We start from the raw sequence: 16,313 nt of genomic DNA on the forward strand, positions 1-16,313 counted from the left end.
CCACGTCGTGCGCAAATGGAACCGCGAGGCCGGGATCGAGCCTCCAGCATCGGAGTCAATCGAACACACCCCGGTGAGGAAAGGATGGCTTCGGGCAATTCTCAAATGGCTTCTGCGCCACTGGCCGCAGCAGCTCGAAAATTTGCGGTGCTCCTGCCATCCTAGTTCCGACTGTGACGACGCGCCGTATCGCGGTGACAGCCATCGTAGCTTTGGTATCTTCTGTGCGGGATTTGAGGAAGTAGTCTTTGCACGCCTCGACAAACATTAGACCTAGCACTGCTTTGCCACATCGGGCACCTGTTCACCGATATTCGCAGCCTCGGAGGCGGCATGAATGGAACGGTTCAACTGTCGCGTGCTTAGCTGATCGAGCGGATCGAGCCCGGGAAACAGCCACCCACCATCGAGCATCTTGCCCTGCGCATGGGCCACGCGCCACCACACGCGCAGGCGCTCGAGCAGCACGGGCGAGAGCATTGCGTAGCGGTCACGGCGACCCTTGCCCTGCTCGATGCGCAGTGTCATGCGTTCGCTGTCGACGTCGGTGACCTTCAGCGCGACCACTTCGCTGGCGCGTAGCCCCGCGCCGTACGCGACCGACAGCGCGGTCTGGTGCTTCCGGTTGCCGGCCGCCTCAATGAGTCGCCGCACTTCATCGGGACTGAGCACGACGGGCAATATGCGGGGCACGCGCACCGGTTGCATTCTGACCTTCAGCTCGGGGCGGTCGAGCGTGACTGTGAAGAAGAACTTCAGGCCGGTGATCGCGTGGTTCAGCGACACGGCTGATGTGCCGTGGTCGACGAGATAGAACTGGTAGCGGCGCAGGTCCTCGACGGTGGCGGTGTCCGGTGAGCGCCCGAGAAACCGGGCGAACTCACGCACGATGTGCAGATAAATGTCCTGCGTCTTGGGGGCAAGCTGGCGCATGCGCATGTCGTCGATCATGCGCTGGCGCAGTGGGCTGGCGTTTGCCGGTAAGGAGGTCATGACTCGGCTCCTGTTGAAGAACGAGGCGGATTACCTAACATGTTGATTAGCCTCTGGCACGAGCGTCGTGCCTCCACTGCATATCCCTGCCGGGCGATGAGTCTCCAAGGACGCATCGCTTCGACAACTGACTGCTTATTCGTATAGCTCCAAAGAGCCTTGATGAAAGGGCTCGGAAACGTCCTTAGCCCACAGGAGTTTTCATACCGCCCTGAAATCTCCGCCTAACTGACGGCGCTTTAGTGCGCGATCTATTGCGAAGCTCCGCAATACCCGTTCGCACACTTCCGACTGAGTTCCCACCCGATTGGAAAAAGCGGCGATACGAGAGCAAGTTCGCACTTTGCGATCGTGGCCAGTTTTGTGTATTGGCAACTCGCGTCTCCGCAGGGCGCACTGCAGGCCAATCGCCCCTAAAAATTGTGCGCCGCACAACGAAAATTCGCGTTGCCGCAGACTTTGTTGACTCTGAACGGCCCTTTTCGGCTTCCCGCGGACTTTGTTGTCTGCCGATAGGTGCAAAAAATAGGTTTGACAAACTATCTTTAGATATATATCTTACGACACATCTTAAGACACAAATGGGAGTCCCCAACATGCGTCATCACCATCGTTTTTCCCGTTCGCGTGGCGCGGACGAAGGTTTCTTCGCAGGGCATGACCGCCCGTCGCTGCATGCGCTTTGGCATGCCTTCGCCCGTCATTACGAGTTCCGCGGCGAGCGCGGCGGCGAACAACGCGGCGAAGACTTCGAACGCCGTCATGGCGGCCGCGGCGACTGGCACGAGTTTCATGGCGAAGAGCGTAGCCGCGGCGACCGGCACGAGTTCCACGGCAACGAGCGTAGCCATGGCCGCCACGGCGGACGCAATGACCACAGCGACCGCGACGGTTTCGGTCACGGTCACCGCTTCGGCCATCACGGCTACGACCGCTTCTCGCTTCACGCACTGTGGCACGCAATCGGCCGCCATGACGACCATCGCGGCGGCGGTCGCGGCGGACGCTTCGGCGGCGGTGGCCCGGGCGGCTTCGGCGGCGACGGCGACGGTTTTCCGCGCGGCCGCAAATTCAGCTCCGACGATCTGCAATTGCTGCTGCTCTCGATGATCAACGCGCAGCCGAGCCACGGCTACGAGCTGATCAAGGCGCTCGAAACGCGCTCGAACGGCTTCTACAGTCCGAGCCCGGGCATGGTCTATCCGGCGCTCACGTATCTGGAAGAACTCGGCTACGTGACCGTGCAACTCGAAGGCAATCGCAAGCGTTACGAACTGTCGGCAGCGGGCCGCGAGTACCTGGCCACCAACCGCGACCGCGTCGAATTGATGCTCGCCAAACTGTCGCATATCGCCCGCAAGATGGATTCCGTGCGCCGCGCGTTTGCCGGCGAGGAGCCGGCCGACATCAGCGAAGGCGGCTGGCTGCCCGAACTGAGCGAAGCGCGCCGCGCGCTGAAGCATGCGCTCCTGCGCCGTGACAACGTGCCGGCCGCCGAACAGCGCCGCATCGCCGCGATCCTGATGCGTGCGGCGAATGAGATCGAAGGCGAAGGCAAGCCCGGCAGCGATCAAGGCGGCGATCAAGGCAGCGAACCGGCCGCTTGAGATCGCGCTATCCGACACCCGCGTTCGAAGGCGCCCATGTGCACCTTCGCGCGCCAATCAAACCGACAGGAGTGGCACCCTTATGCTGACAAATGACAACCGAGCCGATCTGGCAGTCCATCGCGTGCGGCATCCGCTGAAGTTCCGTCTGTTGCAGGTCAAAAAGGTCCACGCGCTGAACCCGCATCTGATTCGCGTGACCTTCACGGGCGAGGATCTGCACGACTTCGTCTCCGCTTCGTTCGACGATCACATCAAAGTGTTCTTCCCCGAACCCGGCGCCGACAAACCCGTGCTGCCGGAAGCCGGCCCTGACGGCCCCGTGTTTCCCGCCGGCCAGCCGCGGCCGATTGCCCGCGATTTCACGCCGCGCCGCTTCGACGCTGAAGCGCGCGAACTGGACATCGAGTTCGCCATGCACGAGGCCGGCCCGGCTGCAACGTGGGCGGCGCAAGCCAAAGTGGGCCAGTACCTCGGCATCGGCGGCCCGCGCGGCTCGCTGGTGATACCGACCGGCTTCGACTGGCATCTGCTGATCGGCGACGACACTGCCTTGCCGGCGATTGCTCGCCGCCTCGAAGAGTTGCCTGCCGGCACACGCGTCGCTGCGGTGATCGAAGTGGCCGATCCGTCGGCACAGATCGAATTCGCAACGCAGGCCGAATTGCACATGGTCTGGCGCCATCGCAGCGAATCTGACTATCGCGGCGAGGCGTTGCTGCAAGCGGTACGCGAAATCTACTTGCCCGAAGACGGTGAAGGCTATGTATGGGCGGCCGGCGAATCCGCGACGATGCGTGCGGTGCGCTACCACCTGTGCACCGAACGTGGCGTCGACAAGTCGCGCATTCGCGCGGCCAGCTACTGGAAACAGGGCACCGAAGCGGTCCATGAAACGCTCGACGACTGATTGTCCGCAGCCTGCGCGCAATGAACTGCGCGAGCCTTGCAAACGGCGTGCGTCGAACAAAAACAAGGAATTGACCGATGTATTCAATTAGCACAAGGCACGAGCGACGTTTGCTGTGGCTGCTTGCGCTGACTCAGTTCACCATCATCATGGACTTCATGGTGATGATGCCGCTCGGCCCGCAGATCATGCACTCGTTCAGTATCACACCAGCCGCGTTTGCGACAGCCGTATCGGCCTATTCATGGTGTTCCGGCCTGTCGGGCTTATTCGCCGCGACCTATATCGACCGCTTCGACCGGCGTCGTCTGTTACTGACGATGTACGCGCTGTTCGCGCTGTCGAACCTGGCGTGCGCGTTGGCGAGCAGCTTCCCCCTTCTGCTTGTCGCGCGCGCGTTTGCCGGCATTACGGGTGGCGTGTTGGGCTCAGTGATCATGGCGATTGTCGGCGACGTGATCCCAGTGCAACGCCGCGGCGCCGCGACGGGCACGATCATGACCGCCTTTTCATTGGCCGCGATTGCCGGCGTGCCGGCTGGCGTGATGCTTGGCGCGCACTTCACCTGGGCAGCACCGTTTTATTTGCTGGTGGTGTTGTCGGTGGCCGTCTGGGTTGCGGGGTGGCAACTGGTCCCATCGCTTGCGGAGCATTTAAGCCGTCGCCAGCCGGCGCTCGGCGAGGTGCTGCCTGATTGGTGGCGGCTGCTGAGCAACCCACGGCATATGAATGCGTTTGCGCTGACTTTCATGATGATGGTCGCCCACATGCTGGTGATCCCCTTTATCTCACCGGTTCTGGTCGCCAATCATGGCGTGGCCCCCGCGCAATTGTCGTGGCTGTATATGGCAGGTGGCGCGGCAACGTTCTTCACGTCGCGCCGGGTCGGCCGGCTGGCAGACCGGTTCGGCACGCGGCTCGTATTCCAGATTGCGGCGGCACTATCGTTTCTGCCCGTCCTGCTTGTGACGCATCTGCCGAATTTGCCGTTCTACGCGCTGGTGATGTTTTTCCCGTTTTTCATGGTGCTGATGTCCGGGCGGATGGTGCCGATGCAGGCACTGCTGACGACCGTACCCGAGCCTGCGCGCCGCGGTGCATTTCTTAGCGCCAACAGTGCGCTACAGGCCTTGGGCACGGGGTGTGGCGCATGGATCGGCGGCTTGATGCTGAGCAGTTCGCCGACGGGACAGATCGAGGGATATGGGACCGTTGGATGGGTGGCAGTCGCCGTCGCGTTGATTGGGGTGCTTTGGGTTTCCCGGGTTCGGGGGGCGCAAAGTACAGTGCCGCCACCAGGTGTATTCAGGGGCGACACAGTAGGAGAAGGTTGACGTTCACGCACGCCGACGCAGCCTGAAACACCGCGTCGGCGCGCGCTGCCTTCAACCTTCCTCAACCCCCAACCCAACCAGCGGATGCGTTTCCCGCTTCCACGGTGAGCTCAGAAAATGGCGGACGCGTTCCGAGCGCACTTCCGCAAGCGTCGCCGGCGCCCAGCGGCTCTTGCGATCCTTGTCGATCAAGTGCGCCCTCACGCCTTCGCAGAAGTCGCCTTCCTCGATCACCCGCTTGACGATGCCCAGCTCCATCCGGAAGCACTCCGCCAAGGTCATCTGCCGGCCGCGCAGGAGTGCCTCGCGTGTGACATACAGCATCGTGGGCGAGTGTCCAACCATCGCGTCATAAGCAGATTGCAGCCACTGTTTCACCTCACGCGCGGGCTCGCGCTCCAGATCGTGGCGCAACGTCGCGACGATCCGCTCGATGCTCGACCGCCGGTCGAAATGCCGCAGGATCAACTGGGTAAACGGCCCCAATGCAGCATGCGGGATGATGTTGCACGGCGGCTCGAACACGCCGCGCAATGCAGCCATCAAGTCTCCCGCGTGCGACATGCGCTGCAGGCGCTCTTCGAAGGTGCCAAGCCACTCGGCCGGCACGCACAGATCCGCCAGTTGCAGGCGCAATGCATCGGCGCCGGATAGCGTCACGCCGGTGAGCCCGACATACAACGCGACCTCCGCCGGCAACACGCTCAGGAAACGCGTCGCACCGACGTCAGGGAGGAAGCCGATGCGCGTCTCCGGCATCGCGATCTTGCTGCGCTCCGTGACGATGCGCAGCCGCGCCGCCTGACCGAGCCCCATCCCGCCGCCCATCGAGATACCGTCGAGCAAGGCGACCACCGGCTTCGGAAAATTGTGCAGCGCGTAGTCGAGCCGGTATTCGTCGACGAAGAACGCAAGCCACCGGCTGTCGCCATTCTTCGCGAGCCGGTGCACCTCGCGCACATCGCCGCCGGCACAAAAGCCCTTGGCGCCCGCACCTTTCAGCACGAGGGCAACGATGCCGTCGTCGGTACGGCAGTGTTCGACTAGTACGGCAAGCTCGCGCACCATCGCGTGCGATAGCGCATTGAGCGCGGCCGGCCGGTTCAGCGTGATGATCGCCACGCGGTTGACGACGCGAAACAGAATCTCGCGCTCCGCTTCGACGCCCGTATCGACCGCGACGCTCTGTAAGGCGCTCATCGATGCGTCTCCTGCCCGGCTTTAGCGGACGGCTCAGCCTGCGTCACCTGCCAGCGTGGCGCGCGCTTCTCGAGAAACGCATTGACGCCTTCGCGCTGATCGGCGCCGTCGAACAGATCGACAAAGCGTTCCCGCTCCACCGCCAACGCCGCCGCACGCGGCACGCCGTTGCGGCCCTGGTGAATCAGGGTTTTGCTGAAGCCGACCGCTTGCGGGCTGAGGCTCGCGACACGCGCTGCCATCGTCAACGCGGCCTCGCGCGCGGCGCCCTTTTCCACCACTTCTTCGACGAGACCGATACGCAATGCGGTCGCAGCGTCGACGCGTTCGCCGGTCAGGATCATCCGCTTGGCCCAGCCTTCGCCGACCAGCCACGGCAGTGTCTGCGTGCCGCAGCCGCATGGCAGCAAGCCCACTGCCGTTTCAGGCAAAGCCATCAACGCGTGCTGCTCGGCGATGCGGATATCACAGGCCAGCGCGCATTCGAGTCCACCGCCCATCGCGTAACCGTTGATCGCGGCGATCACCACCGGCCGCGCATTCTGCAGGGTCTCGAACGCCGCGCCGAAACGCGTCGCCGCCGTGCGCGCAACTTCGCGATTACCGTCAGCAAACGTGTTCAGATCGGCGCCCGCGCTGAAGAACTTGGGGCCGTCGCCCGTGATCACAATGGCGCGCACGCGCGCTTCGCCGTTCAGACGCTCCACCGTCTGCTGCAATTGCAGCAAACCGTCCGGTGTGAATGCATTCGCGGGCGGCCGTTTGAGTGTCAGCAACGCAACGGCGCCGTCGTGTGCGTAGTCGAGTTCGATCATCACGCGTCTCCGTCCTTGCCGTCCTTGCGATAGAGCTTGATCACCGCCGAGAAGTCCAGACGTCCCGCGCCCTTCGTGCTCATCGTCTGATAAAGCTGTTGAGCCAGAGCGCCGAGATACACCGGTTGACGCGCGAATTTTGCGGCGTCGGTGGCGAGGCCCAGGTCCTTGAGCATCAGATCGGTGCCGAAGCCGCCGGTGTAACCACGCGTGGACGGCGCGGTTTCGATCACGCCGGGCATCGGGTTATACGTGTTCGAACTCCAGCAGCGGCCCGTCGAGGTATTGATGATGCCGCCCAGCACTTTCGCGTCGATGCCGAGCGCCTCGCCCAATGACATCGCCTCGGCCACGCCCGCCATGGTGATGCCGAGCACGAGGTTATTGCAGATCTTCGCCACCTGACCGGTGCCGGTGTCGCCGCAATGCACGATGTTCTTGCCCATCGCCGACAACACCGGCTTGACCTGCTCATACACATCCGCGCTGCCGCCGACCATGAAGGTCAAGGTGCCCGCCGCCGCGCCACCGGTGCCGCCCGAGACGGGCGCGTCAACGAAGGTATTACCGCGTTGCTCGGCAAGTTCGGCAAACGCCTTCACACTCGCGGGATCGATGGTGCTCGAATCGATGATCGTCACGCCTTCCGCGATGCCGGCGAAAACACCGTCATCCGCTATCAGCACGCTGCGCACGTGAGTGGCAGCGGGCAGCATCGTCACCACACATTCGACGTCGGTCACCGCGGCTTTCGGCGAACTTGCGGCTTTAGCACCCGCATCGACGAGTGCCTGCACCGCTTGCGCATTGAGATCGAATACATTGATCGCGTGACCCGCCTTCAGCAGGTTGAGCGCCATCGGTGCGCCCATGTTGCCGAGTCCGATAAAGCCTATTTTCATGATGTCATTTCCCATGCAAAGCAATAGACCTTAGGCCTCAGCGCAGGCTGATGGTCGTGTTGACGCCGTCGTTGACGGTATCGTCGTCGAACCAGCGGGCGGTAACCGTCTTGGTCTGCGTGTAGAACTGCACGACCTGCTTGCCGTACGGCCCGAGGTCGCCGAGTTTCGAGCCGCGCGAGCCGGTGAAACTGAAGAACGGCACGGGCACCGGAATCGGAATATTGATGCCGACCTGGCCGATATCGATCTCGCTCTGGAATTTGCGCGCCGCCGCGCCGCTTTGCGTGAAAAGACCCACGCCGTTGCCGAACGGATTGCTATTAACGAGCGCGATCGCGTCATCGAGCGTGGCGGCATTCAGTACCACCAGAACCGGGCCGAAGATTTCCTGACGATAGATCTCCATCTCCGTGGTGACGTCCGCGAACACCGTCGGGCCGATGAAGTTGCCTTGCTCGTAGCCCGGCACCTTCACATCGCGGCCGTCGAGCGCCAGCGTTGCGCCCTCTTTTACGCCCGTTTCGATCAGGCCGAGAATGCGCTGCTTCGCGGCGCGTGAGACGACCGGGCCGACGTCCGTACCCGGCTCATTACCCGCGTTGACCTTCAGCGTCTTTGCCTTCGCGACCAGCTCGGGCAGCCATTGCTGCGCCGCGCCGACCAGCACGACCACCGAGGTCGCCATGCAACGCTGTCCCGCTGCACCGAACCCTGCACCGGCTAGCGCATTCAAGGTCTGCTCGCGATTCGCATCGGGTAGCACCACCGCGTGATTCTTTGCGCCCATCATCGATTGCACGCGCTTGCCGTGTTCGCTACCGAGGCGATAAACGTGCGTGCCGACCGCGGTCGAGCCGACGAAGGAAATCGCCTTCACCAGATCATGCGTGCAGAGCGCATCGACCACGTCCTTGCCGCCGTGCACTACATTCAGCACGCCCTTCGGCACACCGGCTTCGAGCGCCAGTTCGACCAGTTGCATCGTCGACATGGGATCCTGCTCCGAAGGCTTCAGCACGAACGTATTGCCGCAAACGATCGCCATCGGGAACATCCACAAGGGGATCATGGCGGGGAAATTGAACGGCGTGATGCCGGCGCATACGCCGATCGGCTGACGCAACGTGTAGGTATCCACGCCGCCCGCCACATTCTCGGCGAACTCACCTTGCTGCAAGGTGCCGATCGAGCAGGCATGTTCGACCACTTCGAGCCCGCGGAAGATATCGCCTTCCGCGTCGGGGATCGTCTTGCCCTGCTCTGCGCTCAGTGTCTTGGCAATACGCGGCGAATGCTCGCGAATCAGCGCCTGGAACTTCAGCATGATGCGCATGCGCGCGCCGATCGGCGTGTTCTTCCACGTCTTGAACGCGGTGTGCGCGGAGCGGATCGCTTCGTTCACTTCATCGGCGGTGGCGAACGGTACGCGTGCGAGCACCTCTTGCGTAGCCGGGTTGACGATGTCGCGCCATTCGGTGGTTTTGGATTCGACGAACTCGCCGTTGATCAGCAGTTTGACGGTGGCGGCCTTGTTCGATGCAGTTGCGCTCATGCTGGAACTCCTGTGCAGTGGCCGCGTGGCGGCCGGACAGTGATGTGGAATAAAGAGAATCAAAGCAGAATCAACGCAGATCCGGGAAGTCCTCTTCCCAGTACTCGCCCGGCAGGCGCGCGGGTTCGGCTTCGCGCTCCATTTCGCGGCGCCGCAATTCGACGCGGCGGATCTTGCCGGAGATGGTTTTCGGCAGCTCGCTGAATTGCAGGCGGCGAATCCGCTTGTACGGTGCGAGTTTTTCGCGCGAGAACGCGAAGACCGCGCGCGCGAGTTCGGGGCTTGCTTCATAGCCCTGGCGCACGGTGACGAACGCTTTGGGCACCGCCAGGCGCAATGCATCGGCGCTCGGCACCACAGCGGCTTCGCCGATCGCTTCGTGTTCGATCAGCACGCTTTCGAGTTCGAAGGGGCTCAGCCGGTAATCGGACGATTTGAACACGTCATCGGCGCGGCCGACGTAGACGTAGTAGCCGTCATCACGGCGCAATGCGACGTCGGAGGTGTGATAGAACCCGTTGCGCATGGCTTGCGCGGTCGCGTTGGCGTTGTTCGCGTAGCCGGTCATCAAACCGAGCGGACGTTCGGCCAGAGACAGCGAGATTTCGCCTTCGGTGACGGGTTGATCGTCGGCATCGAGGAGTTCGATTTTGTAGCCCGGCAACGGACGGCCCATTGAACCCGGCACAACCGGTTGGCCCGGCGGGTTGCCGATCTGGCAGGTCGTTTCGGTCTGACCGAAACCGTCGCGTATCGTGATACCCCACGCATGCTTGACGCGTTCGATGATCTCCGGATTCAACGGCTCGCCCGCGCCGACGATCTCGCGCAGCTTCACCGGATAGTCGGTGAGATGCTCCTGCACGAGCATGCGCCACACAGTCGGCGGCGCACACAGCGTGGTGACGTTGAAACGCACCAGCACGTCGAGCGTGTCTTTCGGTACAAAGCGCGGAAAGTTGAAAACGAACACGCAGGCCTGCGCATTCCACGGCGCGTAGAAGCAGCTCCACGCGTGCTTGGCCCAGCCCGGCGAGCTGATGTTCCAATGGATGTCGTTCGGTTGCAGGCCGATCCAGTACATCGTCGACAGATGGCCGATCGGGTAGCTCTGATGCGTATGCTCGACCAGCTTCGGCTTCGAGGTCGTGCCCGAGGTGAAGTACAGCAGCATCGGATCGGTGGCGTGCGTGACGCCGTCGGGCGTGAATTGCGGCGATGCGTCATAGGCCGCGCCCAGATCGATCCAGCCGTCGCGCGGCGTGCCGACCGAGATGCGCGTGAGCGGCACGTCGAGTGCATCGAACTTGGCGAGCTCCGCGCTATCGACCACCACGAATTGCGCGCCGCCGATCTGCACGCGGTCGCGCACGTCGTCGGCGGAAAGCTGGGTGGTGGCCGGCAGCACGATCGCGCCGAGCTTCATGGCGGCGAGCATCACGTCCCAGAGTTCGACGCGGTTCGGCAGCATCAGCAGCAAGCGGTCGCCGCGCCCTACGCCGAGGCCGCGCAGGAAGTTCGCCATGCGCGACGAACGCTCCGACATCTGCGCGTAGGAGAGGCGCAGGCCGTCGCTGGCCGGATCGTCGACGATCCACAACGCCGGGTTGTCGTTGTCGCGCGCGATCACGTCGAAGTAGTCGAGCGCCCAGTTGAACTGGCCCGGTGTTGGCCACGCAAATTCGCGGTAGGCGCGGTCGTAGTCGGTTCGATGGCGCAATAACAGGTCGCGCGCTTCGAGAAAGCCCTTCGCTGCAGTCATCGTCGTCTCCAATTCCATGCTGGTGGCGCGGTATGCGCTCTGATTTTTGCCTGTGCATTTGCCTTGCCGGCAGGCTATTTTGCGCTCAAACGCCGTCTAACTTGCGTTTAAACATGCCGCGCGATAACCATCCGCTGCACTTCGCTGGTTCCTTCGTAAATCTGCGTGATGCGGGCGTCGCGATAGTGACGTTCCACCGCATAGTCCTCGAGATAGCCGTAGCCGCCGTGAATCTGGATCGCATTCGAACAGATCTCTTCGGCGAGTTCCGACGCAAACAGCTTGGCCTGTGACGCCTCGGACAAACACGGCTTGCCCTCCGTGCGAAGACGCGCAGCGTGATGCACGAGCAGACGCGCGGCGTTCAGGCGGGTCGCCATGTCGGCGAGCATATTGGCGATGGTCTGGTGGTCCTTCAGCGCCTTGCCGAACTGCACGCGTTCGTTCGCATAGAGGCGCGCGGCATCGAATGCAGCCCGCGCGATGCCGACCGCCTGTGCCGCAATACCGATGCGCCCGCCCTCGAGATTCGACAATGCGATGCGCAGGCCTTCGCCCGGTTCGCCGAGCAGATTGGCTTCGGGCACCGCGCAATCGTCGAACGAGATCGGGCAGGTGTCCGAGGCGCGAATGCCGAGCTTATGCTCGGGCTTGCCGACGTTGAAGCCCGGCGTATCGGTCGGCACGATGAAGGCTGACAGGCCGCGTTTGCCGCGGTCGGGATCGGTGACGGCAAACACGATCGCGATGTCGGCGCGCGCCCCGTTGGTCACGAACTGCTTGTTGCCGTTGAGAATCCATTTGCCGTCGCGCAGCACCGCACGGGTGCGCAGATTGTTTGCCTCGGAGCCGGCTTGCGGCTCGGTCAGGCAGAACGCGCCGATGCGGCGGCCCGTGGCGAGGTCTTGCAGATAGCGGTCTTTTTGTGCGTCCGTGCCGAAGTTCAGGATCGGCCCGCAGCCGACCGAGTTGTGCACGCTCATCAGCGTGGCGCAGGCGGCGCAGCCCGCAGCGATCTCCTCGAGCGCGAGCGCGTACGCCACGTAGTCCGTATAGGAACCGCCCCACTCGGACGGCACGATCATCCCGAGAAAGCCCAGCTCACCCATTTGCGTCACGACTTCGGAGGGCAGTTTCGCGTCGCGATCCCACTGCCCCGCGTACGGCGCGAGACGCTCGGTGGCGAAGTCGCGGGCGGCGTCGCGGATCATCCGCTGTTCGTCGGTGTAGAAGCTATCCATGGCTCGATCCTGTTGTATGCATCGCGTCGCGGCGACGAGGCGCTGCTCGTCATTTGCGACTCATCGCGGGGGGATGACCGGCCTCGCCGTGGTGTCTCCGGGGCGAGGCGTCCCGCGATGGGTTCAGGCCAAGTGTAGGGAAGCTACTGGACAGGTTCGATGCTCAGCCCGATCATTCTGATTGAGCGCATTTGCCATACCGGTATCATGCAAACCCGATTCCAACCGCATTTTCAAAGGCTTAGCGAATCGCCCCAAGGAAAATGTTGAGCGCATTTGCCAGAGAACCATGAAAAACATGAAAAACGCCAAGGACGACAAGGGCACGATTTCCGTCAGTCTCGTCGAGGAGACCCTGACGCTCGCGCGAGCGCGCGGGTTCGAGGCGCTGCCGCTCGCCGAAGCCGCCGGCATCGCGGCAACGATGCTGGCGTCGCCGAAAAGCCGGGTCTCGTCGACGCAGTACGGCACGCTGTGGGCCGGTATCGCCCGCGCGCTGGACGACGAGTTCTTCGGCCAGGACTCGCACCGCATGAAAAGCGGCAGCTTCATCGCAATGACCCAGACGGCGCTGAGCGCGCGCAACGGCGCGCAAGCGCTCGCGCGGGCGGTCGGTTTCATGCGGCTCGTACTCGACGATCTTGGCGCAGAGATCGAAACGGATGCGCAGCGCGTGCGCTTGCGGTTTGTCGAACGCAAAGGCGCGAGGCCGCCGGCCATGTTCGCTTATGCGACCTACTTCATCGTTGTTTACGGCCTGCTGTGCTGGCTGGTCGGGCGGCGCATTCCGCTGATCGAGGCGCGCTTTCGCTGCGCCGAACCGCCTGCCGCGCACGAATACCGTCTGATGTTCTGCGACGACATGGCGTTCGATCAAACCGAGTCGTACGTCGACCTGTCGCCGGCGTTTCTCGAACTGCCGGTGATCCAGACCACGAAATCGGTCAAGCCGTTCCTGCGCGATGCGCCCGGCAGCTTCATCGTCAAATACCGCAATCCCGGCTCGCTTGCCGCGCGCGTGCGCAAGATGCTGCGCGCGCTGCCGATGGCCGGCTGGCCGGCCGCCGACCAGATGGCGCTGCGCCTGCACGTCGCCGAGGCAACGATGCGGCGGCGTTTGAAACAGGAAGGCTATACCTATCAGTCGATCAAGGACGACTTGCGGCGTGACATCGCAATCGGCGAACTGCAGGACACCGATCGCACGATCGCCGACATCGCCACTGCCGTGGGTTTTGCCGAACCGAGCGCGTTTCATCGCGCGTTCCGCAAATGGACCGGGATGCGGCCGACCGACTACCGGCCGGCACGCGCGGATTTCACGCGCCGCGCGGAATCGGACTAAGCTGTAAGGAGCAGGCCAGCCTTTTTGGGGTATCGGCCCGCGCCGGTCGATACCCGTCGGCATGGCGCGGCAGCCGTCAGCGATGAGCACGTATCCGCGCCTCCCGTTCCGGCAGTCTGGTCCGCGCTTTGCGCTTATCCGTGGCGGAGTCGTGGGCCGGTTGATGCGCGGCATGACCGCGTTCGGCGTACTGTTGGCGCTCGGGTTTGCATTGTGTGAAAACGCACCGCGGGTTGGCGTCGCCGAGGCCGCCGGCGCGCCGAATAGCGTTGTCGTGATCCCGGTGAACGGCGCGATCAGTCCGGCCAGCGCCGACTTCATCGTGCGCAGCCTGCAGCGCGCCGCCGACGAACACGCGCAACTCGCCGTGCTGCAACTCGATACGCCCGGCGGACTGGATACGTCGATGCGGCAGATCATCAAGGCGATTCTGGGCTCGCCGGTGCCGGTCGCCACCTTTATCGCCCCGAGTGGCGCGCGAGCGGCGAGCGCCGGCACCTATATCATCTACGCCAGCCATATTGCGGCGATGGCGCCGGGCACCAATCTGGGCGCGGCGACGCCGATTCAGATGGGTATCGGCGGTGCGGAACCGCCTGCGGGCGGCGGCGGTATGCCCGGATTACCCGGCACGGGAGCCGGCGGCGGCGCACCAAAGAACGGGCCCGGAACGCCTGCCTCGGGGGATTCGGCGAGCCCAGCGGCGCCAGCGAATTCTGCCAACTCAGCCAGCTCAGCGACCCCGGCGAGCGCCGGCAACGCCGCCAGCGCCACCCTTCCGCTCGACACCCAATCCACCGAACTGCGCAAGCAGGTCCACGACGCGGCCGCCTACATCCGCGGCCTCGCGCAAATGCGCGGACGCAACGCCGACTGGGCCGAGCGCGCCGTGCGCGAAGCCGTCAGCCTGTCGGCCAGCGAGGCGCTCGCGCAGCACGTGGTCGATCTGAATGCGCGCGACATTCCCGACCTGCTGCGCCAGGTGGACGGCCGCACCATCAACACGAGCCAAGGCGACGTCAAACTCAGCACCGCCAACGCATCGGTAGTCACGCTCGAAGCCGACTGGCGCAGCCAGTTTCTCGCGGTCATCACCGATCCGAACGTCGCGCTGGTTCTTCTGATGATCGGCATGTACGGCCTCTTCTTCGAGTTCGCCAATCCCGGCTTCGTGCTGCCAGGCGTGGTCGGCGCCATCAGTCTGCTGATGGGTCTCTTCGCGATGCAGATGCTGCCGGTCAACTACGTCGGACTCGGCCTGATCTTTCTCGGCATCGCATTCCTGATCGGCGAGGCGTTTCTGCCGACCTTCGGCTCACTCGGTTTCGGCGGCATAGTCGCGTTCGTGATCGGCTCGTTGATGCTGATCGATACCGACGTGCCCGGTTATGGCATTCCGCTGCCCCTGATCGCGGCCGTGACCGTGTTCAGCGTCGTGTTTGTGTTCGGCGTGTCGAGACTCGCCCTGCGGGCGCGCAGCCGGCCCGTGGTGACGGGCTCGGAAGGGCTGATCGGCAGTCTCGGCGTCGTGCTCGACGGCGGCCTGTCGCCGGACGGTGGTCCGCTGCAGGGGGACGCAACAGCAGACGCAGCAGCGGGCGGCGGCACGCTGGCCGGCTGGGCGCAGGTGCATGGTGAACGCTGGCGGGTGTCCAGCACGGCCCCCGTCGCGGCCGGTCACACGGTGCGCGTCACGGCGCGCCGTGGACTGACGCTGACCGTGGTGCCCGCGGAAGCACAACAACAAGGAGAACGCTCATGATCGGTTTCACATTCGGCTTCAGCAGCATTCTGATTCTGCTGGTGGCCGCACTGATTGCTTCATCGATACGGATTTTTCGCGAGTACGAACGCGGCGTGGTGTTCATGCTCGGGCGCTTCTGGAAGGTCAAGGGACCGGGTCTCGTACTGATCATCCCGATCGTGCAGCAGGTGGTGCGCATGGATCTGCGCACCGTCGTGTTCGATGTGCCGCCGCAAGACGTGATTACGCGCGACAACGTGTCGGTGAAGGTCAACGCGGTGGTGTATTTCCGCGTCGTCGATCCGGAAAAGGCGGTGATCCAGGTGGCGCGCTATTTCGAGGCGACCAGCCAGTTATCGCAAACCACGCTGCGCGCGGTGCTCGGCAAGCACGAACTCGATGACCTGCTGGCGGCTCGCGAGCAACTGAACGCCGATATCCAGAAGGTGCTCGATGCACAAACCGACGCGTGGGGCATCAAGGTGGCGATCGTCGAGATCAAGCATGTGGACATCAACGAAACGATGATCCGCGCGATCGCCCGTCAGGCCGAAGCCGAGCGCGAACGGCGCGCCAAGGTGATTCATGCGGAAGGCGAATTGCAGGCCTCGCAGCATCTGCTGGAGGCGGCGCAGACGCTGTCGAAACAACCGCAGGCCATGCAGTTGCGTTACCTGCAAACCCTCACGACGATCGCCGCCGACAAGAATTCGACGATCGTTTTCCCACTGCCGATCGATCTGCTGAGCGCGGTGCTGGATCGCTTCAGCAAGCCATCGGCCTCCTGAACCGGGGGGCGCGCCGCTTCACTTTAGCCCGCTTTGGATCACGGGGTGAAATGGTGCATTGCCTGCAATCGACTTACTCGGAATGACCATGAAATTTAAAATTTAGGGGTCGTTTTT

Annotated in this window: 12 protein-coding genes and 1 pseudogene; 6 read left to right on the top strand and 7 right to left on the bottom strand. The window is 63.4% G+C overall.

What is annotated here, in order from left to right:
• Positions 1 to 297: 297 nt before the first annotated feature.
• A pseudogene (locus M0D67_RS27935) lies at positions 298 to 993 on the bottom strand (tyrosine-type recombinase/integrase); the annotation flags it as partial.
• 596 nt (positions 994 to 1,589) lie between these two features.
• Here M0D67_RS27935 and M0D67_RS27940 point away from each other — a divergent pair.
• The 3 genes from M0D67_RS27940 (at position 1,590) to M0D67_RS27950 (ending at position 4,844) form a co-directional block, all read left to right on the top strand.
• Entirely contained in the window at positions 1,590 to 2,600 is a 1,011-nt protein-coding gene (locus M0D67_RS27940) for a PadR family transcriptional regulator (RefSeq protein ID WP_266240543.1), read from the top strand.
• A gap of 82 nt (positions 2,601 to 2,682) precedes the next feature.
• Positions 2,683 to 3,510 (top strand): siderophore-interacting protein, encoded by an 828-nt coding sequence (locus M0D67_RS27945; RefSeq protein ID WP_266240544.1) that lies wholly within the window; start codon positions 2,683 to 2,685, stop codon positions 3,508 to 3,510.
• A 77-nt stretch (positions 3,511 to 3,587) separates the two neighbouring features.
• Positions 3,588 to 4,844, top strand: coding sequence for an MFS transporter (locus M0D67_RS27950; RefSeq protein ID WP_266240545.1), 1,257 nt, complete (start codon positions 3,588 to 3,590; stop codon positions 4,842 to 4,844).
• Between the two features lie 51 nt (positions 4,845 to 4,895).
• Here M0D67_RS27950 and M0D67_RS27955 read toward each other — a convergent pair whose 3' ends face one another.
• The 6 genes from M0D67_RS27955 to M0D67_RS27980 all read right to left on the bottom strand — a co-directional run bounded on the left by M0D67_RS27955 (position 4,896) and on the right by M0D67_RS27980 (position 12,319).
• Positions 4,896 to 6,044, bottom strand: a complete 1,149-nt coding sequence (locus M0D67_RS27955; RefSeq protein WP_266240546.1) for an enoyl-CoA hydratase/isomerase family protein — start codon at positions 6,042 to 6,044, stop codon at positions 4,896 to 4,898.
• The gene (locus M0D67_RS27960) at positions 6,041 to 6,859 is read right to left on the bottom strand and encodes an enoyl-CoA hydratase (RefSeq protein WP_266240547.1); all 819 of its coding nucleotides are present in this window, start codon (positions 6,857 to 6,859) and stop codon (positions 6,041 to 6,043) included. The genes M0D67_RS27955 and M0D67_RS27960 overlap by 4 nt, the downstream gene beginning before the upstream one ends.
• The gene (gene mmsB / locus M0D67_RS27965; protein WP_266240548.1) at positions 6,859 to 7,761 is read right to left on the bottom strand and encodes a 3-hydroxyisobutyrate dehydrogenase; all 903 of its coding nucleotides are present in this window, start codon (positions 7,759 to 7,761) and stop codon (positions 6,859 to 6,861) included. The genes M0D67_RS27960 and mmsB overlap by 1 nt, the downstream gene beginning before the upstream one ends.
• Before the next feature lie 37 nt (positions 7,762 to 7,798).
• Positions 7,799 to 9,316, bottom strand: a complete 1,518-nt coding sequence (locus M0D67_RS27970; protein WP_266240549.1) for a CoA-acylating methylmalonate-semialdehyde dehydrogenase — start codon at positions 9,314 to 9,316, stop codon at positions 7,799 to 7,801.
• 70 nt (positions 9,317 to 9,386) lie between these two features.
• Positions 9,387 to 11,078, bottom strand: a complete 1,692-nt coding sequence (locus M0D67_RS27975) for an AMP-binding protein (protein ID WP_266240550.1) — start codon at positions 11,076 to 11,078, stop codon at positions 9,387 to 9,389.
• A 107-nt stretch (positions 11,079 to 11,185) separates the two neighbouring features.
• A complete protein-coding gene (locus M0D67_RS27980) occupies positions 11,186 to 12,319 on the bottom strand; it encodes an acyl-CoA dehydrogenase (RefSeq protein WP_171928760.1) in 1,134 nt (377 codons plus the stop codon).
• A 298-nt stretch (positions 12,320 to 12,617) separates the two neighbouring features.
• On the opposite strand from M0D67_RS27980, the gene M0D67_RS27985 reads away from it, so the two are divergent.
• From M0D67_RS27985 to M0D67_RS27995, 3 genes are all read left to right on the top strand, one after another.
• Positions 12,618 to 13,664 (top strand): AraC family transcriptional regulator, encoded by a 1,047-nt coding sequence (locus M0D67_RS27985; RefSeq protein ID WP_266240609.1) that lies wholly within the window; start codon positions 12,618 to 12,620, stop codon positions 13,662 to 13,664.
• A gap of 82 nt (positions 13,665 to 13,746) precedes the next feature.
• Positions 13,747 to 15,426 carry a nodulation protein NfeD gene (locus M0D67_RS27990; RefSeq protein ID WP_266240551.1) on the top strand — a complete coding sequence of 560 codons (1,680 nt, stop codon included), beginning with the start codon at positions 13,747 to 13,749 and terminating at the stop codon, positions 15,424 to 15,426.
• Positions 15,423 to 16,196, top strand: a complete 774-nt coding sequence (locus tag M0D67_RS27995) for a slipin family protein (RefSeq protein ID WP_054036028.1) — start codon at positions 15,423 to 15,425, stop codon at positions 16,194 to 16,196. The genes M0D67_RS27990 and M0D67_RS27995 overlap by 4 nt, the downstream gene beginning before the upstream one ends.
• Positions 16,197 to 16,313: the final 117 nt, after the last annotated feature.

The sequence above is a fragment of the Paraburkholderia sp. SECH4 genome, assembly GCF_030511745.1.
GTDB lineage: Bacteria > Pseudomonadota > Gammaproteobacteria > Burkholderiales > Burkholderiaceae > Paraburkholderia > Paraburkholderia madseniana.